19 protein-coding genes, 1 pseudogene and 1 riboswitch are annotated in these 25,765 nt (G+C 68.8%); of the genes and pseudogenes, 9 read left to right on the forward strand and 11 right to left on the reverse strand.

The features are described 5' to 3' along the window. Positions 1 to 339: 339 nt before the first annotated feature. The gene (locus tag GGR64_RS10430; RefSeq protein ID WP_184645668.1) at positions 340 to 1,938 is read right to left on the reverse strand and encodes a choline dehydrogenase; all 1,599 of its coding nucleotides are present in this window, start codon (positions 1,936 to 1,938) and stop codon (positions 340 to 342) included. Between the two features lie 206 nt (positions 1,939 to 2,144). On the opposite strand from GGR64_RS10430, the gene GGR64_RS10435 reads away from it, so the two are divergent. Both GGR64_RS10435 and GGR64_RS10440 read left to right on the forward strand, forming a co-directional pair. Next, positions 2,145 to 3,491, forward strand: a complete 1,347-nt coding sequence (locus tag GGR64_RS10435; protein ID WP_184645671.1) for an MFS transporter — start codon at positions 2,145 to 2,147, stop codon at positions 3,489 to 3,491. Positions 3,492 to 3,569: 78 nt separating this feature from the next. Beyond that, positions 3,570 to 3,923, forward strand: a complete 354-nt coding sequence (locus GGR64_RS10440; protein ID WP_010344196.1) for a DUF1304 domain-containing protein — start codon at positions 3,570 to 3,572, stop codon at positions 3,921 to 3,923. Between the two features lie 40 nt (positions 3,924 to 3,963). Here the strand turns inward: GGR64_RS10440 and GGR64_RS10445 are convergent. From GGR64_RS10445 to GGR64_RS10455, 3 genes and pseudogenes are all read right to left on the reverse strand, one after another. Continuing rightward, a pseudogene (locus GGR64_RS10445) lies at positions 3,964 to 4,418 on the reverse strand (hotdog fold domain-containing protein). Positions 4,419 to 4,487: 69 nt separating this feature from the next. Then, a complete protein-coding gene (locus tag GGR64_RS10450; RefSeq protein WP_184446891.1) occupies positions 4,488 to 6,974 on the reverse strand; it encodes an acyl-CoA dehydrogenase in 2,487 nt (828 codons plus the stop codon). Then, positions 6,971 to 7,891, reverse strand: a complete 921-nt coding sequence (locus GGR64_RS10455) for an alpha/beta hydrolase (protein WP_184645673.1) — start codon at positions 7,889 to 7,891, stop codon at positions 6,971 to 6,973. Before GGR64_RS10455 ends, GGR64_RS10450 begins: the two co-directional genes overlap by 4 nt. Positions 7,892 to 8,030: 139 nt before the next feature. Between GGR64_RS10455 and GGR64_RS10460 the strand changes: the two genes are divergently transcribed. Beyond that, positions 8,031 to 8,642 carry a TetR/AcrR family transcriptional regulator gene (locus GGR64_RS10460; protein ID WP_160965538.1) on the forward strand — a complete coding sequence of 204 codons (612 nt, stop codon included), beginning with the start codon at positions 8,031 to 8,033 and terminating at the stop codon, positions 8,640 to 8,642. Between the two features lie 122 nt (positions 8,643 to 8,764). Here the strand turns inward: GGR64_RS10460 and GGR64_RS10465 are convergent, their stop codons facing one another. The 3 genes from GGR64_RS10465 to GGR64_RS10475 all read right to left on the reverse strand — a co-directional run bounded on the left by GGR64_RS10465 (position 8,765) and on the right by GGR64_RS10475 (position 13,731). Beyond that, a complete protein-coding gene (locus GGR64_RS10465; protein ID WP_184446889.1) occupies positions 8,765 to 11,641 on the reverse strand; it encodes a TonB-dependent receptor in 2,877 nt (958 codons plus the stop codon). A gap of 220 nt (positions 11,642 to 11,861) precedes the next feature. Then, positions 11,862 to 12,722 carry a hypothetical protein gene (locus GGR64_RS10470; RefSeq protein WP_184645906.1) on the reverse strand — a complete coding sequence of 287 codons (861 nt, stop codon included), beginning with the start codon at positions 12,720 to 12,722 and terminating at the stop codon, positions 11,862 to 11,864. Between the two features lie 115 nt (positions 12,723 to 12,837). Then, complete coding sequence (locus tag GGR64_RS10475) at positions 12,838 to 13,731, reverse strand: Hsp33 family molecular chaperone HslO (protein WP_160965532.1); 894 nt, start codon at positions 13,729 to 13,731, stop codon at positions 12,838 to 12,840. Between the two features lie 81 nt (positions 13,732 to 13,812). Between GGR64_RS10475 and mtgA the strand changes: the two genes are divergently transcribed. The 3 genes from mtgA (at position 13,813) to GGR64_RS10490 (ending at position 16,494) form a co-directional block, all read left to right on the forward strand. Continuing rightward, complete coding sequence (gene mtgA / locus GGR64_RS10480) at positions 13,813 to 14,556, forward strand: monofunctional biosynthetic peptidoglycan transglycosylase (protein WP_160965660.1); 744 nt, start codon at positions 13,813 to 13,815, stop codon at positions 14,554 to 14,556. A 527-nt stretch (positions 14,557 to 15,083) separates the two neighbouring features. After that, entirely contained in the window at positions 15,084 to 16,106 is a 1,023-nt protein-coding gene (locus tag GGR64_RS10485) for a glycosyltransferase family 2 protein (RefSeq protein ID WP_184645675.1), read from the forward strand. Continuing rightward, a complete protein-coding gene (locus GGR64_RS10490) occupies positions 16,066 to 16,494 on the forward strand; it encodes a CBS domain-containing protein (protein ID WP_184645677.1) in 429 nt (142 codons plus the stop codon). The genes GGR64_RS10485 and GGR64_RS10490 overlap by 41 nt, the downstream gene beginning before the upstream one ends. 141 nt (positions 16,495 to 16,635) lie before the next feature. Here GGR64_RS10490 and GGR64_RS10495 read toward each other — a convergent pair whose 3' ends face one another. The 4 genes from GGR64_RS10495 to GGR64_RS10510 all read right to left on the reverse strand — a co-directional run bounded on the left by GGR64_RS10495 (position 16,636) and on the right by GGR64_RS10510 (position 21,924). Further along, positions 16,636 to 18,597, reverse strand: a complete 1,962-nt coding sequence (locus GGR64_RS10495; protein ID WP_184645679.1) for an AsmA family protein — start codon at positions 18,595 to 18,597, stop codon at positions 16,636 to 16,638. A 52-nt stretch (positions 18,598 to 18,649) separates the two neighbouring features. Next, positions 18,650 to 19,321 carry a hemolysin III family protein gene (locus GGR64_RS10500; protein WP_160965524.1) on the reverse strand — a complete coding sequence of 224 codons (672 nt, stop codon included), beginning with the start codon at positions 19,319 to 19,321 and terminating at the stop codon, positions 18,650 to 18,652. 109 nt (positions 19,322 to 19,430) lie between these two features. Continuing rightward, entirely contained in the window at positions 19,431 to 21,035 is a 1,605-nt protein-coding gene (locus tag GGR64_RS10505; protein WP_160965522.1) for a peptide chain release factor 3, read from the reverse strand. 154 nt (positions 21,036 to 21,189) lie between these two features. Further along, positions 21,190 to 21,924: a M23 family metallopeptidase gene (locus GGR64_RS10510; protein ID WP_221236177.1), complete on the reverse strand. Its 735-nt coding sequence runs from the start codon at positions 21,922 to 21,924 to the stop codon at positions 21,190 to 21,192. Between the two features lie 244 nt (positions 21,925 to 22,168). Further along, a riboswitch (SAM riboswitch) is annotated at positions 22,169 to 22,287 on the forward strand. 70 nt (positions 22,288 to 22,357) lie between these two features. Here GGR64_RS10510 and GGR64_RS10515 point away from each other — a divergent pair. From GGR64_RS10515 to GGR64_RS10525, 3 genes are read left to right on the forward strand one after another with little or no spacing between them, the layout of a single operon-like run. After that, the gene (locus GGR64_RS10515; protein WP_184446884.1) at positions 22,358 to 23,395 is read left to right on the forward strand and encodes a homoserine O-succinyltransferase; all 1,038 of its coding nucleotides are present in this window, start codon (positions 22,358 to 22,360) and stop codon (positions 23,393 to 23,395) included. After that, the gene (locus GGR64_RS10520; protein ID WP_184446883.1) at positions 23,392 to 24,609 is read left to right on the forward strand and encodes an O-succinylhomoserine (thiol)-lyase; all 1,218 of its coding nucleotides are present in this window, start codon (positions 23,392 to 23,394) and stop codon (positions 24,607 to 24,609) included. Before GGR64_RS10515 ends, GGR64_RS10520 begins: the two co-directional genes overlap by 4 nt. Continuing rightward, entirely contained in the window at positions 24,606 to 25,691 is a 1,086-nt protein-coding gene (locus GGR64_RS10525) for a homoserine dehydrogenase (protein WP_184446882.1), read from the forward strand. Before GGR64_RS10520 ends, GGR64_RS10525 begins: the two co-directional genes overlap by 4 nt. The last annotated feature ends 74 nt before the right edge of the window (positions 25,692 to 25,765 follow it).

Here is a 25,765-nt window from a genome sequence, read left to right on the forward strand (position 1 = left end):
ATTGCGCCTGAGGCCTGTGAGGTGCTGCCGGCCACGATTCTAGCGCCGGATTTCTCGAATGCACAAACTGGGAGAAGATGAATAGGCATCGCCTTGATCCTGCTGGGGATTTCCCGCGTCGGACGGGGGTGCGCAGGCCCGCCAGCGAGGGGCGGCGTGGACTGCGGCGGATGCCAATGGACATGCAATCGCCGTGCCGCGCACAGCCTTTTTTAGCCCCTCTCCCCCCGGGAGAGGGGTTGGGGTGAGGGTACGTCGCCCAGCGGCAGCGGGAATCTGGTGGCAAGCTCCGGGAAACTCGCCACCACCCCGAACTCCCCGCACCGCCCCGCAGCCGCCTCACCCCTCCCGCAGGACCATGCGCCCACGGATCAGGTCGGCGGCGCGCTCGGCGATCATCATCGTCGGGCCATTGGTGTTGCCGCTGACCAGGCGCGGCATCACCGAGGCGTCGACCACGCGCAGGCCGTCGAGCCCGCGCAGGCGCAGCTGCGGATCGACCACCGCCTGCGCGTCGCTGCCCATCCGGCAGGTGCCGATCGGGTGATAGATGGTTTCGGCCTTGGCGCGGATGAAGGCGATCAGCTCGGCCTCGTCCAGATCCTCGCGCGCCGGCAGCAGCGGCGCGCCGCGCCAGGCATCGAACGCCGGCTGCTGCAGGATGTGCCGCGCCAGGCGCGCGCATTCCACCAGCATGCGCAGGTCGAAACCGTCGGGGTCGCTCAGGTAGTTGGCCTGGATCCGCGCCGGCGTGCGCGGGTCGGCGTCGTTGAGCGCGATGCGGCCACGGCTGCGCGGCTGCAGGTGGCAGGCGTGCAGGGTGAAGCCGTCGCCGGGCAGGCGATTGCGGCCGTGGTCGTCGAGCATCGCCGGCACGAAGTGCATCTGGATGTCGGCGCGCGCGTCCGGCGCCAGCGGCGAGCGGATGAAGGCGCCGGCCTCGGCGATGTTGCTGCTGCCGGCGCCACGGTGCCCGCGCAGGAAATAGTCGAAGGCGATCTTGGCCTGGCTGCGGCGGTCGTAGCTGATGCCCGGGCGGGTGCGATACAGCGTGCACACGTCCAGGTGGTCCTGCAGGTTGGCGCCGACCTGCGGCTGGTCCAACTGCACCGCGATGCCGTGACGGCGCAGCGCATCGGCCGGGCCGATGCCCGAGAGCATCAGCACCTGCGGTGAGTTCACCGCGCCGGCGCTGAGCAGCACCTCGCGCGCCGCGCGCGCCTGCACCTCGCGGCCGCCCTGCGCATAGGCGACGCCGACCACGCGTCCGCTCTCGATCAGCAGGCGCAGCACCAGTGCGTCGGTGACCACCTGCAGGTTGTCGCGCATGCGCGCCGGCGCCAGGTAGGCGACCGCGGCCGAGCAGCGCGCGCCATTCTTCTGGGTGACCTGGTACAGGCCCACGCCCTGTTGCTGCGGGCCGTTGAAATCGGGGTTGTGCGGAAAGCCCGCCTCCTGCGCGGCGGCCACGAACACCTCCGAGAGTGGGTTGTGGTAGCGCAGGTCGGAGACGTGCAGCGGGCCGTCGCCGCCATGCAGCGCATCGCCGCCGCGGCTGTTGCATTCGCTGCGGCGGAAGTACGGCAGCACGCCGCGCCAGTCCCAGCCATCGGCGCCGTCGGCCGACCAGTCGTCGTAATCGGCGGGCACGCCGCGCACGTAGCACATGGCGTTGATCGAACTGGAGCCGCCGAGCACCTTGCCGCGCGGCCACCACAGCCGGCGACCGTTCAAGGCCGGCTCGGCCTCGGTCAGGTAGTTCCAGTTGATGCGGCGGTTGTTGGCCAGGCGCGCCAGGCCGGCGGGCATGTGGATGAAGGGATTGCGGTCGCGCGGCCCGGCCTCGATCAGCAGCACCTTGCAGTCGCGGTCCTCGCTCAGGCGGTTGGCGAGCACGCAGCCGGCCGAGCCTGCGCCGATGATGATGAAGTCGTACACCCGCGATGTCCCCTCAGTTCCTGGCGCCGACGCTAGTCGCCGGGGATAGAGCATATGCTCGGCGCGGCCGCCGCCGGGTGCGATGCAAGCGCGGCGTGGCGTGCGCATGGCGCGTGCGCTGGCGGTGTTGCGGTGCATCAGCTACCGTGCGCGTTTTCCGCCCCGAAAATCGCCATGTCCCGTTCCTGCGCCAGGGTCCGCCGCCGATGAGCGCCGCCCCGCATGCCCCAGGCGCGCTGGCGCGGTTGCGCGGCGCCCTGCGCGATTCGCCACCGCTGGCGTGGGCGTTCCTGTACTTCTTCTCGCTGCTCAGCGGCTACTACGTGCTGCGGCCGGTGCGCGAGGCGATGGGCGCCTCCGCCGACGTGGCCGCGGTGTTCCCGCCGGCGATGATCGCGTTCTTCGCGGCGCACGGCATGCCGCTGAAGGAGTTCGCGCTGCAGGTGCTGTTCACCTGCACCTTCCTGATCATGCTGTTGCTGCAGCCGGCCTACGGCGCGCTGGTCAGCCGCTATCCGCGACGGGTGTTCCTGCCGGTGGTGTACGGCTTCTTCATCGCCACGCTGCTGCTGTTCTACGTGCTGTTCGACAGCGGCGTGCCCGGGCGCGGCATGGCCTTCTTCCTGTGGATCTCGGTGTTCAACCTGTTTGCGGTGGCGGTGTTCTGGAGCTTCATGGCCGATGTCTTCAGCAATGCCGAGGCGCGCGCCTATTACGGCTACATCGGCGCCGCCGGCACGCTCGGCGCGTTCCTGGGACCGGTGATCGCCAGCAGCCTGGTCGAACGCATCGGCATCGCCAACCTGATGCTGGTGTCGGCCGGCTTCCTGGTGGTCAGCGTGGTGTGCCTGCTGCGCCTGCGGCTGTGGGCGGTCGCCCGCGAACGCGAGCGTGGCGTGGTCGGCGGCGAGGCGCCGATGGGAGGCGACGTGCTGGCCGGGCTGAAGCTGATCGCACGCGAACCGCTGCTGCGCTGGCTCGCCCTGATGTCGGTGTTCGGCGTGGGCGTGGGCACCCTGCTGTACAACGAACAGGCGGCGATCGTGCGCCGCCTGTACACCGATGCGGCGGCCAGCACCGCCTTCTACGCCAACATCGACCTGGCGGTGAACGCGACGACCCTGGTCCTGCAACTGCTGGTCACGCGCGCGCTGCTGTCGCGCTTCGGCATCGGGCCGGCGCTGTTGATTCCCGGCTGCGCGATCCTGCTCGGCTACTCGGTGCTGGCGGTGTCGCCGCTGCCGATGCTGGTAGCGGTGGTGCAGGTGGTGACCCGCGCCGGCGAGTTCTCCCTGGCCAAGCCGGCGCGCGAAACCCTGTACACCCGGGTCGGCCGCGAATGGCGCTACAAGGCTGGCGCGGCGATCGATACGGTGATCTATCGTGGCAGCGACCTCAGCTTCGCATGGTTGTACAAGCTGCTGTCGGGGTTCGGCTCGCAGGTGGTGTTCGTCGCGGGCCTGCTGGCCGCCTCCGGCATGACCCTGGGCGCGTGGCGGCTGCTGCGCGAGGCGGCCAAGCTGCCACCGGAACGCACGCCGCCGACGCGGTGAGCCGGCGCAGCGTGGGGACTGGCCGCCCATCGGCACGCTGGCTATGCTGGCGCCCTGTCTCCTGTGCCGGATAGCACGATGATCCTGTTGGCTTCGATCCTGGTGGGCGCGGTCGCGCTGCTGCACCTGTACATCCTGGTACTGGAGATGGTCCTGTGGACGCGTCCGCTGGGCATGAAGGTCTTCCGCAACTCACCGGAGAAGGCCCAGGCCACGCGCGTGCTGGCGGCCAACCAGGGGCTCTACAACGGCTTCCTCGCCGCCGGCCTGGCCTGGGGCCTGGTCGCGCAGCGGGTCGACGTGATGCTGTTCTTCCTCGGCTGCGTGGTCGTGGCCGGTCTGTACGGCGGCTGGAGCGTCAGCCGCCGCATCGTGTTCGTGCAGGCGCTGCCGGCGGCGCTGGCGATCGCCGCGGTGTTGCTGGCGTACTGAGCACGGTCGCGCGCCGCACACCGCCCAGGCGACGCAGCGGTCAGTCTGTGGCCGGCGCGCGTGGCGACACCCACATCGCGATGCGCGCGACGCACACCACCTTCGCGCGCGTATCTCCACGCTGACCGGCAGGTCGTCACCACGTTCGGCGGCGACGATCGCCACGTCCGGCGTGGCCATCGCATGCATCGGGCCAAGCGCCTTGCTGCGGTATTCCACCTGCATGCCCTTGGGAATCCAGCGCATCGAGGGCGGCAGGCTGGCGTCAACCATGAGTCCGCCGGTTGCACAGGGCGATCGCGTGCACCGTGCGATGTGGTTGCTGACCCGGCGCCGGTGCGCGATGCGCGCCTCGCAGCGGCCCGGCTCCAGGACGGTGACGCGCGGAGCGATGCTGGCAAAGTAGGGCGCCTTGAAGCACACCGCACGCGAGAATAGCCAGGATCCCCCGGGTTAGCGTTGCAAGCGGCGATAGAGCGAAAGCAGTCGACGCATCGCAGTTCCCTCAAACGCACGACGGCGGACCGAAGTCCGCCGCCGTGAGTGGCTGCATGGCTAGAACGATCAGGCCGCTTCGCGCGAATGCCCGTCGTCGGCCGCGGCGGCGGCACGCTGGTAGTAGCTTGCCGAGCGCAGCTCGTCGGTGTCGAAGTCGTCGACGCTGATCGTGTCCATGGTGATCTCGCGCAGCTCCTCCAGCTGACGGCGCTCGTCGGCCGAGAGCACGCCTTCGCGCACCGCCTCGTCCAGCTGCGAGGCGAAGTCCAGCGACTCGATGCCCTTGCTCTTGAGCGCCTTCAGGAACTTGCGCTCCACCGGCTCGGCCAGCACGGCCTTGGTCAGGTAGCTGGCGATGCGCCCGCCCGGGTTGTTCTCGCACGGGGTCAGGAACACGCCCTGGCCCAGGCGATCGCGCGCCTCGTTGGGGGTCATCAGCAGCGCGGCAACACGGTGCCCCAGGCGGTCGCCCGGCGCCTCGGCGCGGCGGCCCCACGGGAAGATCAGCGCCCACATCAGCCAGCCGACCGGACGGATCGGGAAGTTGCGCAGTGCCGCCGACAGCGCCAGTTCGATCTTGTGCACGCTGTCGTGGAAGGCCCACGCCAGCAGCGGCTGGTCGGTGGCCGGCGCGCCGTCGTCGTGGTAACGCTTGAGCATGGCGCTGGTCATGTAGATGTGGCTCAGCACGTCGCCCAGGCGTCCGGACAGCGACTCCTTGAACTTCAGCTTGCCGCCGAGCATCAGCATCGACACGTCGGCCATCAGCGCCAGGTTCGCCGAGTAGCGGTCCAGCTTGCGGAAGTAGCGGCGGGTGTAGGCGTCGCCCGGGGCGGCGCCGATGCGCGCGGCGGTCAGGCCGAACCACAGCGAGCGCACCGCGTTGGAGATGGCGAAGCCGATGTGGCCGAACAGGTTGCGATCGAACTCGTCGACGCCGGCCTTGTGGTCCGGGTTGCCGGCGGCCTTCATCTCCTTCATCACCCACGGATGGCACAGGATTGCGCCCTGGCCGAAGATCAGCAGGCTGCGGGTCATGATGTTGGCGCCTTCCACGGTGATCGCGATCGGCGCGGCCTGCCAGCTGCGGCCGGCGAAGTTGCGCGGGCCCAGGATGATGCCCTTGCCGCCGACCACGTCCATCACGTCGCTGATGACCTCGCGGCTCATCGTGGTGCAGTGGTACTTAGCGATCGCCGACGGCACCGACGGCACGTCGCCGCGGTCCACCGCCGCAGCGGTGGCCTGCGACAGCGCGCTGATCGCATAGGCCTTGCCGCCGATCCGCGCCAGCGCCTCTTCCACGCCTTCGAAGCGGCCGACCGACAGGCCGAACTGCTTGCGGATGCGCGCATACGCGCCGGTGACGACCGCGCCGAACTTGGCGCCGCCGCTGGCGGTGGAGGGCAGGGTGATCGAGCGGCCCACGGCCAGGCACTCGTTGAGCATGTTCCAGCCCTTGCCGACCATCTCCACGCCGCCGATCAGCTGGCTCAGCGGGATGAACACTTCGCGGCCGTGGATCGGGCCGTTCTGGAACGGCGAGTTCAGCGGGAAATGGCGGCGGCCGATTTCGACCCCAGGGGTCTCGCGCGGCAGCAGCGCCAGGGTGATGCCGATGTCCTTGGTATCGCCGATCAGGCCTTCCGGGTCGTACATGCGGAACGCCAGGCCGACCAGGGTCGCCACCGGGGCCAGGGTGATGTAGCGCTTGTCGAAGGTCAGCTTGACGCCGAGCACGTTGGCGCCGTTCCACTCGCCCTTGCAGACGATGCCGTAGTCGGGGATCGAGGTGGCGTCGGAGCCGGCGAACGGACCGGTCAGGCCGAAGCAGGGCACTTCCTGTCCCACCGCCAGACGCGGCAGGTAGTAGTCCTTCTGCTCCTTGGAGCCGTAGTGCAGCAGCAGCTCGCCCGGGCCCAGCGAGTTGGGCACGCCGACGGTGGAGCTGACCACGCTGGAGACCGAGGCGATCTTCTGGATCACCTTGTGGTGCGCCAGTGCGGAGAAGCCGAGGCCACCGTATTCCTTCGGGATGATCATGCCGAAGAACTTGTTCTTCTTGATGAAGCTCCAGATCTCCGGCGGCAGGTCGGCATGGACGTGGGTGATTTCCCAGTCGTTGGTCATCCGGCACAGCTCTTCCACCGGTCCATCGAGGAAGGCCTGCTCTTCGGCGGTCAGCTGTGGCTTGGGATAGTTCAGCAGCTTTTGCCAGTCCGGATCGCCGGTGAACAGTTCGCCTTCGAATCCGACCGAGCCGGTTTCCAGGGCGATGCGCTCGGTCTGCGACAGCGGCGGCAGCACCTTGCGGAACACCTTGAGCATCGGTGCGGTGAGCAGCGGCTTGCGCACGAACGGCAACAGCAGTGGCACCGCGACCACCGCCAGTACGACGGCGGCGACGATGGTGGCGACGTGGTTGGCGCCGAGCAGCCAGCACGCGACCAGCAGCGTGGCGCTCAACGCGGCCCAGACGGCGAGCCGCATGCGGTGATAGGCGGCGAACGCGCCGGCCAGCAACAACACGAGGAAGGGGGCAATGATGCTCATGGGCGTGCTCCGGGGAGGTACTCGGTGACGGCGGACGATGCGCCGGCGCAGGCCGGTGGCAGGGCGTCCAGATAGTGCAACACAGTGGCGGTAAATGCGGCGTTGTCGTCGCCGGCCAGCATATGCGTGGCTTCGGGCAGATGCGCATGCTGCGCATGCGGCACCAGCGACAGGAATTCTTCGATGGTCTGCGGCGTGACCAGATCGCTGCGGCCGCCGCTGATCAGCAGCAGTGGGCACCGCACGTGCGCAGCGGCCTGCGCGATCGCGCCCTGGCGCTGATCGCTGTCGCGTGCCAGTTCTTCGACCAGGCGCGGATCCCAGTGCCAGTACCAGCGGCCGTCGGCGTGCTGCCGCAGCACGCTGCGCAAGGCCTCGGGCGACTTGCGCGCGCGCTGCGGCAGATAGGCGGCGATGGCATCGCCGGCCTCGTCCAGGCTGGCGAAACCCTGCGGGTGCGCGGTCATGAAGGCGAGGATGCGTTCGACCCCGGCGGGTTGCCAGCGCGGGGTGATGTCCACCAGCACCATCGCGCGGAACAGACCCGGCCAGCGCGATTCGGCGATCAGCCCGAACAGCCCACCCATCGAGGCGGCGACCAGCACCGGCGGCGGCGACATCTCGCCGGCGACCACGATCAGGTCGTCGGTGAACTGCTCGCCGCGATAGGGCAGATCCGCCGGGTTGCGTGCGGAATCGCCATGGCCGCGCGCATCGTAGGCGACGCTGCGGTAGCCATGCGCCTGCAGCGCCGCGGCGGTCGCCGACCAGGCGTGCCGGGTCTGGCCGAAGCCATGTGCGAACAGCACCGATCCGGCCTCGCCGGGACCGGTGACGGTCGCGGCCAGCGCCAGCTCGCCGACGCCGGACAGGGCGGCCGAGACGGCATGCGGGACAGTGGCGGAAGAGGAAACCATACGAGATAGTATGGTCGCTCTGCCGGGCATGTCAATACGATGCAGTATGGGCGCGAAAAGCCAATGCTGCCGGGCATTTGCGCCAGCCTTGTGAAGGCCACATACTGCAACCGACGTCCCCGTATGGTTAAATCCACGGATGAATACCGCGCCCGCTCCTTCTTCCGATGACGGCGCCGCTTCCGGCGGCGGCCGCACCAACCGGCTCAGTGCCGAAGACTGGGCGCAGGCCGCCCTGGACCTGATCGCCGAACAAGGCGTGAGTGCGGTGGCGGTGGAACCGCTGGCGCGGCGCCTGGGCGTCACCAAGGGCAGCTTCTACTGGCACTTCCCCTCGCGCGATGCATTGCTGCAGGCCGCGCTGGAGCGCTGGGAACTGGTCGAACAGCAACAGGTGTTCGGCAGCCTGGAAGAAGTGCCGGATCCGCGCACGCGGCTGCGCGCGCTGTTCCAACTGGTCGCGCATGAGGTCAAGCCGCACATCATCTACAGCGAATTGCTGAAGGCGCTCGACCATCCGGCAGTGCGGCCGGTGATCGACCGCGTCTCGCAGCGGCGCATGGAGTATCTGATCGCCTCGTTCCGCCAGGCCGGGCTCAGCCGGACCGACGCGCAGCATCGCGCACGCCTGGCCTATGCCGCCTACGTCGGCTTCCTGCAGCTGTCGCTGCAGTTGCACCAGCCCAAGCAGGCGCGCGAGGACTTCGAGGCCTACGTCGAACACGTCATCGTGACCTTGATTCCGGGCTGATCCCTGCGGGGTGACGTGTCGGCATTGAATGCTGACGCATACCGAAGCGGTCGCATAAAAAACCGGCGCAAAAAAAACGGCCCCTTTCGGGGCCGTTCTTGTTACCGGAACATCCGGCGGTATCAGAACCGCTGGGTGTATTGCATGAACAGGTAACGGTCGTAGTCCAGCATCGGATCGATGGACGAAGAGCTGTTGTTGGTCAGCGAGTAGGTGATCGGCGGCTGCTTGTTCCACACGTTGCGAGCACCCACGGTGACCGCGCCGTTCCAGGGGGCCGACCAGGTCATCGAGACGTCCTGATAGGTGATGGCTCCCTTCTTGTTGGCGCCCACGCCACCGCCCCAACCAGCGTTGGGCGTCTGGTAGTTCGGATCGTTGCACTCTTCGGCGTACTGGCAGAAATCGCGGTAACCGCCGTAGTAGCGCAGGTTCCAGCTGGCCGACAGGTCGCCCTTGACCCAGTTCACGCCGAGCGTGGCCCGAACGCGCGGGTAGTTCCAGTAGCCCGCGTAGTCGTTCCAGGGGCTGCCATTGTCGCTCTGCTGCCGGAACGCAACCAGGTAGTTGCTATCCAGTCGCAGCGAGAACTGGCCGACCGCGAATTCCGGCAGGCGATAGTTCGCGACGAAGTTGTAGCCTTCGGTTTCCAGCGCACCCAGATTGGTGTTGCCGCGGCTCAGGCTGACCACCTGGCCGGTGGCCGCATCGCGGGTGTAGTTACAGAACGAGGTGACGCCGTTGTAGCACTGGTTCAGCACATAGGTCGCGCTGACCGCGGTGATCACGTTGGAGATGCTGATCTTGTACCAGTCGAGCGAGAAGTCCAGGCCCTGCACCCAGTGCGGGCTGAAGACCAGGCCGACCGTGCGGGTCTTGCTGTACTCAGGCTGCAGCGTGGCGTTGCCCACACCCGCCTGGAACGCGGTGTTGCTCTGCGTTTCGCGGGCGCTGACCGGCTGGCCGGCGTTGTCGGTCTGGCGGAAGTTCGTCGAGAGGCCTTCCGACGCGCAGCGCGCTGCCACGGCGGGCGTGGACAGCTGGCCGAAGCGCGCATCGCATGGGTCGGTGAACGGATCGAAGGACTGCGAGCCGCCGCCGAAGGTGTCGTCCAGGGTCGGGGCGCGGAAGCCCTTGCCGTACGTGCCACGCACCAGCAGATCCTCGACCGGCTTCCAGGTCAGGCTGAACTTGCTGTTGGTGGTGTTGCCGAACCGGTCGTAGTCCGAGTAGCGGCTCGCCACGTCGAACGAGAGTTCCTTGGCGAACGGCACGTCCTTCAGGACCGGAATCATCAATTCCAGGTAGGCTTCGTTGGTCTTGTACTTGCCCGTGGTCGGCGCGGCGGCCAGGTCGGTGGTGTAACCGGCGCTGGAGAGCTGATCCGGGTAGTCGTAGCCGCTGACCTCGCGGTGCTCGACACCTGCCGCGAACGCGAATTCGCCTGCCGAACCCGGCATGTCGAACAGGCCGCCGGTGATGTTGGCGAAGTACTGCTTGCTCACGCTCTGCTGGGTGGCCTGGCCGAGGGTGCTGACGTACTTCAACGCGTCGGCGGTGGACGCGGACGGGCCGCCGAGGATGTTGAACGGGGTGCACTGCCCGGCAGCCAGGTTGGTGCCCAGCGCGATCGGGTTCGCCGCGGTGCCGCACTGGACTACGCCCTGGGCATTCAGGAACGACGGACCCAGGGCCTTCTGCAGCGCCAGCAGGTTGATGTTGCCGGTGCTGATCTGGGTGACGTCGTACTTGTTGTAGTTCATGCCGACGTCCCAGTTCCAGCCATGGGTGCCGACATCGAACGCGCCTTCCAGGGCGGCGTCGAAGTGGAAGCTCTTGACGTTGTTTTCCGACACGCGCGGGATTTCCGTGATGCGACGGAACCACGAGGTGATGTCCTGGCCGACCGGGTTGTAGTAGCTCTGGCCGCTGATGGAGACCGGGAACGTGCGCTGCGAGGTCGCATTCAGCGGGTAGCCGCCGACCTGGCGCGTGGAATCGCGCTCGGAGTACATCGCCGTCGACTTGAAGGTGATGTTCTCGTTGATATCGAAGCTGCCGGAGGTGAAGACCGACTTCGTCTCATTGCCCTGCGCCAGCATCATCTGCTGGGTGACGTTGAAGCGATCGTCGGTGGTCAGGCCATTGTGGTAGTTGGCGAGGTTGCGCGAATCGGCGCCGACGCCGTTGCCGTCCCACGAACCGGTGTGGTTCAGGACGTAGGTGTTGCCGTTGGAGTTGAAGCGGCCCCACGGACCGGTGGCGCTCAGGCCGTCCAGCGGGTGGTTCGGACCAAAGGTGGTGCGGGTCAGGTCGCGGTCCTTGGCGAACACCGGATCTTCCTTGGTGTAGCTGGCGCCGAAGATGAGCGAGGAGTGGTCGCCGCTGGCGCCCAGGGTGATCGAGTAGGACTGCTTCTGGCCGTCGCCGCGGCCGTTCTGGCCGAACAGCGCCGAGGCTTCGGCACCTTCGAAATTCTTGCGCAGGATGATGTTGACCACGCCGGCAACGGCGTCGGAGCCGTAGATCGCCGAGGCGCCGTCCTTCAGCACTTCGATGCGATCGATCAGGGCGCTCGGGATGGTCGACAGGTCGGTGTAGCCGGCCAGGCTGGAGGTCCAACGCTTGCCGTTCACCAGCACCAGGGTGCGCTGCTCGCCCAGGTTGTACAGGTTGACGTACTGGCCACCCTGTTCCGCGTTCGAGGTCAGCACCGCTGCCTTGCTGAACGTCTGGGTGCCGGAGACAGTGAGGTTCTGCAGGATGTCGCCGACGCTCACCAGGCCGGACTTCTTGATCTCCTCAGAGGAGACGGTGAAGACCGGCTGGGCGGTCTCGACGTCCACCGAACGGATGCGCGAACCGGTGACTTCGATGCGATCCAGGTTGGTGGCGCTGCCGCTTGCGTCCTGAGCGACGGCTGCGCCCGCGGTGCCACCGGCGCCCACGACCAGCGCGAGCACGACTGCATCACGCAGTGTGTTGGTCTTGCAATTCATTAGCTCTCTCTCCGAAAGATTGGGTAAAGCCCAAGGTTTGCCTGTGGGCGGAATCGAAAATGCGATTCCAAGTCCCTTCAGGGTGCCTGGATGGTATCCCGGTCGGAGGAAGAATTAAAGTCCCGTTAACAAAGCGATGTTTTGACGTGAATTCGAGTAAAAATCACGTATCCATCACAAAATGCATTGTGATGGGGCGGCGCGTGCCGCAAGTGGGTGGCTACAGATCCTGCTCGTAGCGCACGTAGGGGATGGTCCCCTCTTCGGTGCTGATGTTGTTCGGCGAGAACGGATTCTTGCCGCGGGTGATGACGTTCTCGGCGCCGACGGTGAGCTGGCCGCTCCACGGAGTGCGCCAGGTCAGGCCCACGCCGAGGCCGGTCCACTTGCCGGGCTGGCCGGGGGCATCCACGACGCGGCCGATGACGTTGGCGCTGAAGGAGCCGTAGCCGCCGCCGATGCTCAGGCTCTTGCTGTCCCAGCGGTCGAGCATGGCCGGGGTGGCGTCGGCGATCGGCACCAGGCGCGCCTTGGCGTAGGTGCCGCCGATCGAAACGAAGCCCTCGCGGCCGATGTTCTGCTGCGCGAAGACGGTCAGGTCGTTCTGCTCCATCCGCATCGACGGCGTCTTGTTGGCGCCAGCCAGCCAGGCGGGAAGATTCTCGCGGCCGGTGCCGGCCGACAGCGACAGGTGCCCGCCGGGGCGGTTGAAGGTGGTGGTGGCGGCGACATGGTGGCCGTTGGTGCCGTCGTCGTCGCCCAGGCTGGCCAGCATGCAGTGGCTGGCCAGGCCGCTGATGCTGCTGCCGCTGGCGCTGTTGCACAGCAGGCCCAGCGAGTCGCCGGAGGACAGGCCGAACGCGGCATCCAGGGAGTTGCGACCGAAATGCCAGCGTGCGCCGACCGCCTGCTCGCCGGTGGGCTCCAGGTACAGCAGTGCCTCGACCTTGCCGCTGCCCTTGTTCCAGACCGGCAGCACGGTGCGGTCCTGGCCGTTGGCGGGCTTGTTCTGCGCATGCACGCCCGCGCTCGCCGCAAGGGCGATCAGCAGGGCGAGCGGTAGGCGCAGGAAGGGTCGCATCAGCAATCTGAGACTTGGGGCAGGAACGAAAGTTCCCGCCGGACAGGGTGGTTGATGCTAGTGGGTTTATGTTTCTTTAACAAGTCGGACTCCCCGGTCGCGACGCGTGTTCCCGCTAGTGCAAGCGCTCCGAGGACGTCGGTTCAGCTTGCGTTACGGCAAACAATACTCCGAATTCCGTCAAGGGGAAGTCATAGTGACGGCCGCAGAATTCGCAGCGGATCTCAACTTGGCCGGTTGCCTCGGCCGCCGCCCGGGCTTCTTCCTCGCCCAGCGAGCGCAGCATCGCCGCGACCCTCTCGCGCGAGCACGAACAGCCGAAGCGCAGCGGGCGATCGCCCAGCAGGTCCGGGGTCTCCTCGTGGAACAGCCGGTGCAGCAGGGTCTCGGCCGGCGTCGCCAGCAGTTCGGCCTCGCCGACGGTCTCGAACAGGGCGCCGGCGCGGTTCCAGCCGTCCTCGTCACCGGCGTCGCCGGGCAGCTTCTGCAGCAGCAGGCCGGCGGCGTGGGTGCCGTCGGCGGCCAGGATCAGCCGCGTCGGCAACTGCTCGGACTGGCGGAAGTAGTCCTCGAAGGCTTCGTCCAGCTCGGCCGAGGACATCGCCACCAGGCTCTGGTAGCGCTGCGGTTCGCGCGGGTCCAGGCCGGGGTTCTCGATGGTGATCGCCAGCAGGGCGTCGTCGCCGAGCGCACGCAGGTCGCGCGGGGCGTCCTGGCCTTCGCTCAGCTGGACGATGCCGCGCAGCGTGCCGGCCGCGGTGCACTCGGCGAACAGGGTGCGCAGCGCGCCCTGGCTGCGCAGTTGCACCGACAGGCGCCCGTCGACCTTGGTATGTCCGGTGAACAGCGCCGCGGCGACGCAGGCCTCGCCCAGCAGCTCGGTGGCCGCGGCGGGGTAGCTGGCCGGCGCCAGGATCTCGCGCCAGGTGTCGTGCAGACGCACGTGCACGCCGCGCACGCCGGCGCCGGGCAGCAGGAAGCGGGTCAGACGATCGTCGGAAGAATGCATTGCGGCCTCGCTGCGCATGGGAAGATGGCGACCGCAGGAGAAGGACTCATCGCGGTGAACCGGATCGAAGAAGGCATAGGAATGGGGGCGGCGCGCCGCGATGCAAGTGGCGCTGCGCCGGCGCGTCCGCGCACTAGGCGCTGGCGCCGCTGGGTACTGCTGGCGCCGCTGATCTTCGTGCTGGCGAGCGTGTCGCAGGTGCTGCTGCTGCGCTTCATCGATCCGCCGTTCTCGGCGATGATGCTGGAGCGCCAGCTCGGCGCCTGGGCAAGTGGCGACTGGTCGTATCGCATCGCCTACGACTGGCGCGACACCGCGCAGATCGCGCCGAGCCTGCCGATCTCGCTGGTCGCCGCGGAGGACCAGCGCTTCCCCAGCCACCACGGCTTCGACCTGGACGCGATCGAGAAGGCGCGCGACCACAACGCGCGCGGCGGGCGCCTGCGCGGCGCCAGCACGATCAGCCAGCAGGTCGCCAAGAACGTGTTCCTGTGGCAGGGCCGCAGCTGGCTGCGCAAGGGGCTGGAGGCCTGGTACACGGTGCTGATCGAGGCGCTGTGGTCGAAACAGCGCATTCTCGAGGTGTACGCCAACGTCGCCGAGTTCGGCGACGGCGTGTACGGCGCGCAGGCGGCCGCGCGCAGTTTCTGGAACAAGGACGCAGCGCAACTGACGCCGGCGCAGAGCGCGCTGCTGGCGGCGGTGCTGCCGGCGCCGCAACGCTATGACGCCACCCGTCCCGGCCCCTACGTGCAGGGCCGCGCCAACTGGATCCAGCGCCAGACCCGGCAACTGGGCGGGCCGGCCTACCTGCAGGCCCCGTAGGCTAGGAGCCCCTCTCCCCTCGGGAGAGGGGTTGGGGTGAGGGTACGGCAGGCACGCGCGAATTGGTTCGGCGGCAGACGCACCCTCATCCGCCCCTTCGGGGCACCTTCTCCCGGAGGGAGAAGGGGAGGCGCTGGATCTTGCGCTGTAGGTTGAGGTGTCCTGACTCAGCCCCTCTCCCACCGGGAGAGGGGTTGGGGTGAGGGTACGGCCGCACGTGGGCATTGAGGTTCGGCGGCAGGCGACCCTCATCCGCCCCTGCGGGGCACCTTCTCCCGGTGGGAGAAGGGAGGCGCGGGATCTTGCGCTGTAGATTGAGGTGTCCGGACTCAGCCCCTCTAGCATGGGGAGAGGGGTTGGGGTGAGGGTACGGCCGCACGCGGGCATTGAGGTTGGCCGGCAGGCGAACTCTCGTCCGCCCCTTCGGGGCACCTTACTCCTGACGTGAGAGGGGAGTGGACTCTGGATCTTGTCGGGTACGGCGCCCGCCGCTGGTGAACGCGCAGGCGGCTCCGTACCATCCGCCGATGGAATCCGAACGCCTCACCGTCGTCGTCACTGCGTTCAACGAGGCGCAGACCCTGCCGCTGTTGCACCCGCGCATCCTCGCCGCGCTCGATGACGTGCCGGGGCTGGAGGGGCGCGTGCTGTACGTGGACGACGGCAGCCGCGATGCCACCTGGGAGACGATCCAGGCGCTGGCCGCGTCCGATCCGCGGGTCGGGGCGTTGCGCCTGTCGCGCAATTTCGGCAAGGAACTGGCGCTGACCGCGGGGCTGGACTGCGTCGATCGCGGCGCGGCGATGCTGCTGGATGCCGATGGCCAGGATCCGCCGGAACTGATCGGGCAGTTCGTGGCGCACTGGCGCGACGGCTACGACGACATCTACGGCACGCGCCTGGTGCGCGAAGGCGAGGGCTGGCTCAAGCGCGGCACCGCAGCGCTGTTCTACCGGGTGATCGGGCGGCTGTCGAAGACGCCGATCCCCGCCGATACCGGCGATTTCCGCCTGCTGTCGCCGCGCGCGCTGGCCGCACTGCGGCAGTTGCGCGAGCGCCATCGCTTCATGAAGGGATTGTTCGGCTGGATCGGCTTCCGCCGTCTGGCGGTACCGTACAAACGCGCGCCGCGGCTGGCCGGGCGCAGCAAGTTCAGCCTGTGGCGGCTGTGGAACTTCGCCCTGGACGGCATCACCGGCTTCTCCACTGCGCCGCTGCGGGTGGCCACTTACCTGGGGCTGGCGACGGCGGTCGGCGCCTTCCTGTTCGCGATCTGGGTGGTGGTCAAGGCGGCGCTGTGGGGCGATCCGGTGGCGGGCTGGCCGACGATGATGGCGGTCATCCTGTTCCTGGGCGGCGTGCAACTGATCGCGCTGGGCCTGATCGGCGAATACCTGGGCCGGCTGTACGAGGAATCCAAACAACGTCCGTTGTATCTGGTGGAGACCTGGCGTGCACCGGGCGAAGGAGTATGCTCGGCCGGGCGATCCAGCGAACCGGGAGGCAGCGATGCGGACGGTACGGCAGGTCTTGAGCGAAAAGGGCAATGAGATCCACGCGGTCGCGCCGGACACGGCGGTGATCGAGGCGCTGCGGCTGATGGCCGCCAAGGGCATCGGCGCAGTGTTGGTGATGCAGGACGGACAGCTGTCCGGCATCCTGTCCGAGCGCGATTACGCACGCAAGGTGGTCCTGCAGGACCGCTCCTCGGCGACCACGCCGGTGCGCGACATCATGAGCAGCCGGGTGCACACCGTGGACCCGGCGCAGAGCGTGCAGCAGTGCATGGAACTGATGACCGGGCAACGCATCCGCCATCTGCCGGTGGTGGACGCCGGCACCGTGATCGGCGTGATCTCGATCGGCGACCTGGTCAAGGCGGTGATCGAGGAGCAGCGCGCGGAGCTGGATCAGTTGCAGGAGTACATTCGGAGCTGAGATTCGGGAGTGGGGATTGGGGATTCGCAAGAGCGGCGGTGGTGCGTGCGGCAGGTTCGCCTAGCCCGTCATGCATCTGCATTTGGCAGGCTCAGGTCGCCGCTTTTGCGAATCCCCAATCCCTAATCTCCAATCCCGCGGCTACTTGTCGCCGCACTGAATATCCTTGCCCGGCCCGGTCTCGATGGTCGCGAGCAGGGCGGCCGGCGGGGCGATGCTGCCCAGGGCCACGGCGATCGCGCCGCGCACGCCCAGGGCCTTGAAGTCGGGGCGGAAGCTCGGGTCCTTGAAGGTGCCACCGACGCGCAGCGGCGAACGCAGGGCGAGGATGCTGTGGTCCTTGGGCTTCGCCTTCAGCAGCAGGTCCAGGCGCTCCTGGCCCAGGTCGATGGTGCCGCTGCCGACCAGCAAGGTGTCGGTGCTGTCGAAGGCCAGCGCGCGCGAGGTCATCACCCCGTGCTGCACGCCGAAGTCGCCGAACGCGCAGCGCACCGGGATCTCGCGGTCCTTGGTCACCAGGTACTTCAGCGACTCGGCGATATCCAGGCCGGCCAGTTCCATCACCAGGTTGCTGATGCGGCCTTTGCCCATGCCGACGGCGACGCTGCCGTCGGCGCTGCCCAGCATCTGCGCGATCGAGTTGCCGCTGCCGGCCAGCGCGACCTCGCCGCCGATCGCGCCGGCGGCCTCCTTGGCCAGCTTGCCGTCGGGGAACAACTTGCCCAGCTGGATGCCGCGGATCGACAGCTGCGCGCGGGTGAACAGGGTGGGCTTGCGCGCATCCATGCGGATGTCCGAGCGGATGTCGCCGCCGGCCACGCCGAAGTTCAGCGGTTGCAGCAGCAAAACGCCGTCGTCGAGCTTCAGATGCGCGTCCATGTCCTCCAGCGGCAGCGACGGCGCGTTGATGCGCTGCGCCTTCCAGCGCACTTCGGCATCCATCGCGCGCAGCTTGCCGAGGTCGTACGGGGTGGACGGCAGCACCTTGTCGGTAGCGGCGAGCTTGGCTGCCTGCGCCTTCTGCTCGGCATTGGCGGTCTCGCCAGCGCCGGTGCGCGGCGGCGCGCCGACGAAGCCGGCCAGGTCGTCGAAATCCAGCCGTTGCGAGCGCAGGTCGGCGCGCAGGAACGGGCGCTGCCCGGCGGTGTCGATCTGCACGGTGCCGGCCAGGTCGCTGTCGCCGGCACGGCCACGGAAATCCTGGTAGCGCCAGCGATCGCCGTCGCGCTGCAGACGTCCGTCCAGTTGGTAGGGAGGGGTGGAAGGGATGGCGATGCCCAGCAGCGGATACAGGTGGGCCATGTCGGTGCCGGCCAGTTGCAGTTGCAGGTCGAAGACGCGCAACTGGAACGGGTTGGTCAGGGTGCCGCGCATATGCGCACGCGTGCTGCCGGCGCTGCCGCGCAGATCGACGCGGAACGGATGGTCGCTCTCGCTCAGTTCCAACGGTGAGGCGGTATTGCCCTTCAGGGTGAAGGGATTGCCACGCCAGCGGCCGTCGCCGCTGACCGTGATCGGCGGCGCCGCATCGCCACGGCGGCGCTGCCCGACCTGGCTGTCGACGGCGATGTCGATCTCGGTGCGCCCGGCCGGGTCCTGGAAACGAAGATGTCCCTGCTGCACCAGCAAGGCGCCCAGGACCACTGGCTTGCCGCCGTCGTCGGACTGGTCGAACGCCCAGTTGCCGGGCTGCCCGGCCGGCCCGGTCTCCAGCAGCAGGTCGGGCTTGGTCAGGCGGATCTCGGGGATGCGCACGCGGCCGCGCAGCAGCGGCCACAGCGCGATATCCAGTTCGGCGCGGTCGGCGCTGGCCATCTGCGGCTGCTTCGACCAGTCGGCGTTGGCGAAGCGCAGGCGATCGCCGCGCACGGTGATGATGCGGCCCAGATCCACGTCCAGGTTGCCGTCGATATGAAAGGCGCGGCCGGTGCGCGCCTGTACCGCGCGTTCCACCGGCGCCTTGAACCAGTTCCAGTCGAAGATCAGGATGATGACGAGCAGGAGCAGCACCAGCGCGCCGAGCACGAACGGCCAGCGCCGCAGGCGGCCATCGTTGCGCCGCCAGGGCCAGGAGCGGGATGCGGAAGCAGGGTCGAGAGCCATGCGGCCATCCTAGGCAGCGGCCGTGCACGGGGCGCGAAAGCGAGTGGCCGCCTCAAAGCACCTGGCTGGTCACCGCCACGAAGTGGCAGACGCTGCCGGCGAGCACGAACAGATGCCAGATGGCATGGAAGTAGCGCACGGTATCGCGCTGGTAGAAGTAGGTGCCCAGGGTGTAGAACAGGCCGCCAGCCAGTAGCCAGCACAGGGTGGGAACATCGACCGAGCGCAGCAGTGGCTCGATCGCCACGACGATCAGCCAACCCATGGCGAGGTAGAGGATGGTCGACAGCAGGCGGAAGCGGCCGGTAAAGAAGAGCTTGAACACCACCCCGGCCACGGCGATGGTCCAGATCGCGGCGAACAGGCCCCAGCCCCAGGGGCCGCGCAGGCCGATCAGGGTGAACGGGGTGTACGTGCCGGCGATCAGCACGTAGATCGCGCAATGGTCCAGTACCTGCAGCCGCGCTTTGGCGCCCGGATGCGGGATGGCGTGGTACAGCGTGGAGGCGGTGTACAGCAACAGCAAAGCGACCCCGAACACGATCGCACCGGCCAGCTGCCAGCCATCGCCGTAGATCGCGGCGAGGGTGATCAGCACCGAGCTGCCGGCCAGTGCGGCGATCGCGCCGAGGCCGTGGGTCAGCGCGCTGGCCAGTTCGTCGCGCCAGTCGGTGGAAGGCGGCGCGTCGGCGTTCGAGTAGGCGGGCGAACGGTCTGCATCCATGGGACCGCAAGGTACCGCAATTGCGAGCGGTTCGCATCCGCTGTGGCGCCAGCGGGTGGCGCCGGTTGGGCGTGCGCTCAGCCGGCGCGCGCCCACGCTCGGCGCAGGCTCAGTCCACCGCGACGCTGTACGCGTGTTCGCGGGTGGCGGCGAAACGCACGTCCGGCGCGCGTTCCTGCGCCAGTTGCAGGTTGACCCGGGTCGGTGCCAGATAGACCAGTTCGCCGGCGGCATCGATGCCCAGGTTCATCGCGTTCTTCTCGCGGAACTCTTCCAGCTTCTTGGGGTTGTCGCAGTGCACCCAGCGTGCGGTGACCACGCCGACCGGCTCGAAGCTGGCGTCCACGCCGTATTCGTCCTTCAGCCGGTAGGCGACCACGTCGAACTGCAGGGTACCGACCGCGCCCAGGATCAGGTCGTTGCTCATCAACGGACGGAAGAACTGGGTGGCGCCTTCCTCGGACAGCTGCGCCAGACCTTTCTGCAGCTGCTTGAGCTTGAGCGGGTCGCGCAGGCGCGCGCGGCGGAACAGTTCCGGGGCGAAGTTGGGGATGCCGGTGAACGACAGCGACTCGCCCTCGGTGAAGGTGTCGCCGATGGAAATGGTGCCGTGGTTGTGGATGCCGATGACGTCGCCGGGGTAGGCCTCGGCGGCGATCTCGCGGTCGCTGGCCATGAAGGTCAGCGCGTTGGCCAGCTTGACCTCCTTGCCGGTGCGCACGTGCAGGGTCTTCATGCCGGCGGCGAAGCGGCCCGAGCAGATGCGCATGAAGGCGACGCGGTCGCGGTGCTGCGGGTCCATGTTGGCCTGGATCTTGAACACGAAGCCGGTCAGCTTGTCCTCGCCGGCCTGCACCTGGCGGCCGGTGGTGGCGCGCGCCTGCGGCGGCGGGGCGTGCTCGGCGAAGAAGTCCAGCAGCGGCTGCACGCCGAAGTTGTTCACGCCGGAGCCGAAGAACACCGGGGTCTGCTTGCCGGCGCGGTAGGCGTCCAGGTCGAAGGCGTGGCTGGCGCCCTGCACCAGTTCCAGTTCGTCGCGCAGGTCGGCCAGCATCTGCGCGCCGATCTTCTCGGCCAGGCCGGGCGCGTCCAGCGACGGGAAGATGGTCGAATCCTGGCGGGTGAAGTTGCGGCCGGGCTCGTACAGGTGCACCTCGCCGGTGACCAGGTGCACCACGCCCTTGAGGCGCTGGCCCATGCCGATCGGCCAGGTCACCGGCGCGCATTCGATGCCCAGTACCGTCTCCACCTCGTCGAGCAGGTCGATCGGGTCCTTGCCCTCGCGGTCGAGCTTGTTGATGAAGGTCATGATCGGCGTGTCGCGCAGCCGGCAGACTTCCATCAGCTTGATGGTGCGCTCTTCCACGCCCTTTGCCACGTCGATCACCATCAGCGCCGAGTCCACCGCGGTGAGCACGCGGTAGGTGTCCTCGCCGAAGTCGGCGTGGCCGGGGGTATCGAGCAGGTTGATGATCTTGCCTTCGTACGGGAACTGCATCACCGACGAGGTCACCGAGATGCCGCGTTCCTTTTCCAGTGCCATCCAATCCGAGGTGGCGTGGCGCGCGGCCTTGCGGCCCTTCACCGAGCCGGCCATCTGGATCGCCCCGCCGAACAGCAGCAGCTTTTCGGTCAGCGTGGTCTTGCCGGCGTCGGGGTGGGAAATGATGGCGAAGGTGCGGCGGCGCGCAGCTTCGGTGGCGACTTCGGACATGGGCGGCACGCCCGCAAAGGGCGTCATCGGCAAAGGAGGAAGCCGGCGATTATAGCGGGCTTCCCGCAAGGCCCGGTCAGTTCGGCAGCCAGGGATGCGGGCGCTTGCTGGACTGGCGATGCGCGGTGAGCGAACTCGGCGAGTAGGGACGTGCTCAGAGCGGATCGGGATGGGCGAAGCGCAGCTCGCCCAGCGGGCCGGCCATCCGGAACGGCACCGATTCCAGGCGCAGGCCGCGGTTGAGCTGGAGTGCGAAATGCAGGTGCGGGCCGCTGCTGAGGCCGGTGTTGCCGGACAGGCCGAGGCGTTCGCCGCGCCGCACCGCCTGGCCGACCCGTACCTGCACGCCGCCGGCGGCCAGGTGCGCGTAGATCGCCATGCTGCCGTCGGCGTGCAGCACCCGTACCAGGTTGGCGGTCTGGCCCAGGCGCGGGTCGGTGCCGGACTCGCGGAAGTCGTCGCGGACCTCCATCACCACGCCCTCGCGTGCGGCCAGCACCGGCGTGCCTTCGGCCAGGGCGAAATCCAGCGCATAGGCGTTGGCCGGATCGCGATGGCTGAAGGCGCCGCCGAAGCCCTGGTCGATGCGCACCGGGCGATCGGCGAAGGGCAGGGCATACACCACCGCGTCGGCATGGGCGCGCGGCGAACCGGGCACCGCTTCGATGCGCAGTCGGGCACCATCGCCACCGGTCTCGGCCAGGTCGCCGGGCGGATACAGGCGCGCGACCACGCGGCGTTCGCCGGCGGCCAGCTCCACGGTCAGCGGCAGCGTAGGCACGGCGGTGAAGCCTGCGCTGTCGCCCAGCAGGCGGATCTGCACCGGGCCGCCGAGCGGATTGCCCAACGCGACCTCGCGCAGGCCGCTGTCGCGGGCGGTCACCTCCAGCCATGCGGGTGCCGCTTGCGCCACCGGCCGCGGTGCATTCCAGCGCAGCAGCGGCTGCGCGGACGCAGCGGTCGCCGCTGCCAGCGACAGGGCCACGGCAAGCCAGCGGCGGGGACGGCGTCGGCGCACGGAGAAGAGGCGTGATGGGGGAAGCGGAGTATGGCCGAGGCCAAGGATCGAAAAATCATATCGCTTCATCCGAATAAAGAGATTGACATGGCCGAAAAACGCTGGCATCGTGGCTCCACCATCGAGACCGGCGGAGGGACAGGCCCTTTGATGCCGGGGCAGCCAGCGGACGCGCAAGCGACCGTGTAGGTGCCAAATCCTGCGGGGACCACCGCGTCCGCCGAAAGATGGTTCGATCCATGCCCTCTGCATGGCGAACGCGAGCTCCGCGAAGCTCGATGGCCGTTCCTCTCCGGATACCGCCATGCGCCTCGTGAACTCACCTGATCGCCCCACCTCCGCCATTCCGTCCCACGACCGCATTGCCGCGCCGGCCGACGGCGTGCACGCGATGCGTGGCGAGATCGCGGTCGCGCTGCCGCTGCGTCATGCCGGCGTGCAGCTGCTGCGCCTGCGCTACGAGTTGAGCGGTCCCGTGGACGCGCCGGTGGTGTTCGTCGCCGGGGGCATCTCCGCGCACCGTCACCTCGCCGCCAACGCCAGCTTTTCCGAGAAAGGCTGGGCCGAAGGCCTGGTCGGGCCGGGGCGGGCGCTGGATCCCACCCAGCGGCGGCTGCTGGCGTTCGATTTCGTCGGCGCCGACGGCAGCCTGGACGCGCCGATCGACAGCGCCGACCAGGCCGATGCCATTGCCGCGCTGCTGGACACGCTGGACATCGCGCAATTGCACGGCTTCGTCGGCTACTCCTACGGCGCGCTGGTCGGCCTGCAACTGGCGGTGCGGCATCCGCAGCGCCTGCAGAAGCTCATTGCGGTCAGCGGCGCGCACCGCGCGCATCCGTATGCCGCGGCCTGGCGCGCGCTGCAGCGCCGTGCGGTGGCGCTGGGCCAGCTGCAGTGCGCCGAGAGCCACGGGCTGTCGCTGGCGCGGCAGTTCGCGATGCTCAGCTACCGCACCCCCGAGGAATTCGGCGAGCGCTTCGACGCGGCGCCGGAAGTGATCAACGGCCGCGTCCGCGTCGCCGCCGAAGACTACCTGGACGCCGCCGGCGCGCAGTACGTGGCGCGCACCCAGGTCAACGCTTACCTGCGCCTGTCCGAATCCATCGACCTGCACCGCATCGAGCCGGCCGCCGTCGCCGTGCCCACGGTGGTGGTGGCGGTCGAAGGCGACCGCCTGGTGCCGCTGTCGGACCTGGTCACCCTGGTCGAAGGACTCGGCCCGCGCGGCAGCCTGCGCGTGCTGCGCTCGCCCTACGGCCACGATGCCTTCCTGAAAGAAACCGATCGCATCGACGCGATTCTCGCCACCGCCCTTCGCCCCACCGGAGTTGCCGCATGAGCACTGCCCACGACACCGATCTGCCCTGTAGTGCCGCCACCGCCGCTGTCCGCGCCGGCATCGATCGCGATACCGCCTACGGCGCGGTGACGCCGCCGATCGTGCTCTCGTCGAACTTCAGCTTCGACGGCTTCGGCAACAAGCGCCAGTACGACTACACCCGCAGCGGCAACCCCACCCGCGACCTGCTCGGCGAAGCGCTGGCGGAGCTGGAAGGCGGCGCCGGCGGCGTGATCACCGCCACCGGCATGGGCGCGATCAACCTGGTGCTCAACGCGCTGCTGCAGCCCGGCGACAAGCTGGTGGTGCCGCACGATGCGTACGGCGGCAGCTGGCGGCTGTTCAACGCGTTGGCCAAGAAGGGCCATTTCGAATTGATCACCGCCGACCTGACCGATCCGCGCTCGCTGGCCGATGCGCTGGCGCAGGCGCCGCGACTGGTGCTGATCGAAACCCCGTCCAACCCGCTGCTGCGCATCACCGACCTGCGCTTCGTCATCGACGCCGCGCACAAGGCCGGCGCGCTGGCGGTGGTCGACAACACCTTCCTGTCGCCGGCGCTGCAGACCCCGATCGCCTTCGGCGCCGACCTGGTGATCCACTCCACCACCAAGTACGTCAACGGCCACAGCGACGTGGTCGGCGGTGCGGTGATCGCCGCCGATGCCGAACTGCACCAGCAACTGGTGTGGTGGGCCAATGCGCTGGGCCTGACCGGCTCGCCGTTCGATGCGTTCCTGACCCTGCGCGGCCTGCGCACGCTGGATGCGCGCCTGCGTGCGCACCAGGAAAACGCACAGGCGGTGGTGGAACTGCTGACCACGCACGCCGCGGTGCGTCAGGTGTACTACCCCGGCCTGGCCTCGCATCCGGGCCACGCGGTGGCGGCGCGGCAGCAGCGCGGCTTCGGCGCGATGATCAGTTTCGAACTGGCCGGCGGCGAGGCCGAGGTGCGCGCTTTCGTCGACGGCCTGCGCTACTTCACCCTGGCCGAATCGCTGGGCGGCGTGGAGAGCCTGATCGCGCATCCGGCGACCATGACGCATGCGGCGATGACCGCCGAGGCGCGCGGCAAGGCCGGGATTTCCGACGGCCTGCTGCGCCTGTCGGTGGGCATCGAATCCAGCGCGGACCTGGTCGCCGACCTGCAGGCCGGCCTGCAGCGCGCGCAGCACGCCGGCGAGGCGCTGGCACGCAAACGGGTGGACGCGTGAGCAGCGGCCTGGCCGATGCACCGTCGACGCCGCTGCGCACCACGCCCACCGTGGCAGTTCCGCGGCTGGGTCTGCTCGGTACCGGCACCGTGGGCCGCGCCTTCGTCGCGCGCTACCAGGCGCTGCAGCAGCGCCGGCCCGGCCTGCCGACCTTCGCCTGGCTGGCCAATTCGCGCACCGTCGCCGATTGCGCGCTGACGCCGGCGCAGGCGCTGGCCGCGGCCAATGCCGCCGCGCGCGGCACGCAGGCGGTGACGCTGCCGGACGACCTGGGCAGGGGCGACATCGTGGTCGATGCCACCGCCAGTGAGGCGGTGGCGCAGCGCCATGCCGAGTGGCTGCGGCGTGGCGTGCACGTGGTCACCGCCAACAAGCTCGGCCAGGGTGCCGCGCTGGCGCGGGCCGAACAGATCCATGCCGCGCGGCATGCCGCCAATACCCACTACGGCGACAGCGCCACGGTTGGCGCCGGGCTGCCGTTGCTGAGCAGCCTGCGGGCGCTGGTCGCCGGCGGCGACCATATCCACGCGGTGGAAGGCGTGCTGTCCGGCTCGCTGGCCTGGCTGCTGCATCGCTACGACGGCCGCCGCGCCTTCTCCGACTGCGTGCGCGAGGCCGCGGCCGCCGGCTACACCGAACCCGATCCGCGCGAGGACCTGTCCGGCGAGGACGTGCGGCGCAAGCTGCTGATCCTGGCACGTGCCGCCGGCCTGCCGTTGCGCGCCGAGCAGGTGCAGGTGGAGTCGCTGGTGCCGGCCGTGCTGGCCGCGGTGCCGCTGGCGCAGCTGGATGCCGCATTGGCGCAACTGGACGCGCCGCTGGCGGCGCGCCTGGCGCAGGCGCAGGCCGAAGGCGCCTGCCTGCGCTTCGTCGGCCGCTTCGATGCGCATGGCGCCTCGGTGGGCCTGCGCGCGCTGCCGTCGACGCATCCGCTGGCCAGCGGCGCCGGCACCGACAACCGCGTCGCCATCCACAGCGACCGCTATCTGCAGCAGCCGCTGCTGATCCAGGGGCCGGGCGCGGGCGCCGACGTCACTGCGGCGGCCTTGCTCGACGACGTGCTGCGGATCGCGGTGCGCTGAGCGACGCACGCGACGCCCGCAACCGTTGCGGGCGTCGCGATTCGGTACCGACGGCCAGCCGGCGCAGTGCCGGC

The sequence above is a fragment of the Xanthomonas sp. 3307 genome, assembly GCF_014199735.1.
Taxonomy (GTDB): domain Bacteria; phylum Pseudomonadota; class Gammaproteobacteria; order Xanthomonadales; family Xanthomonadaceae; genus Xanthomonas_A; species Xanthomonas_A rydalmerensis.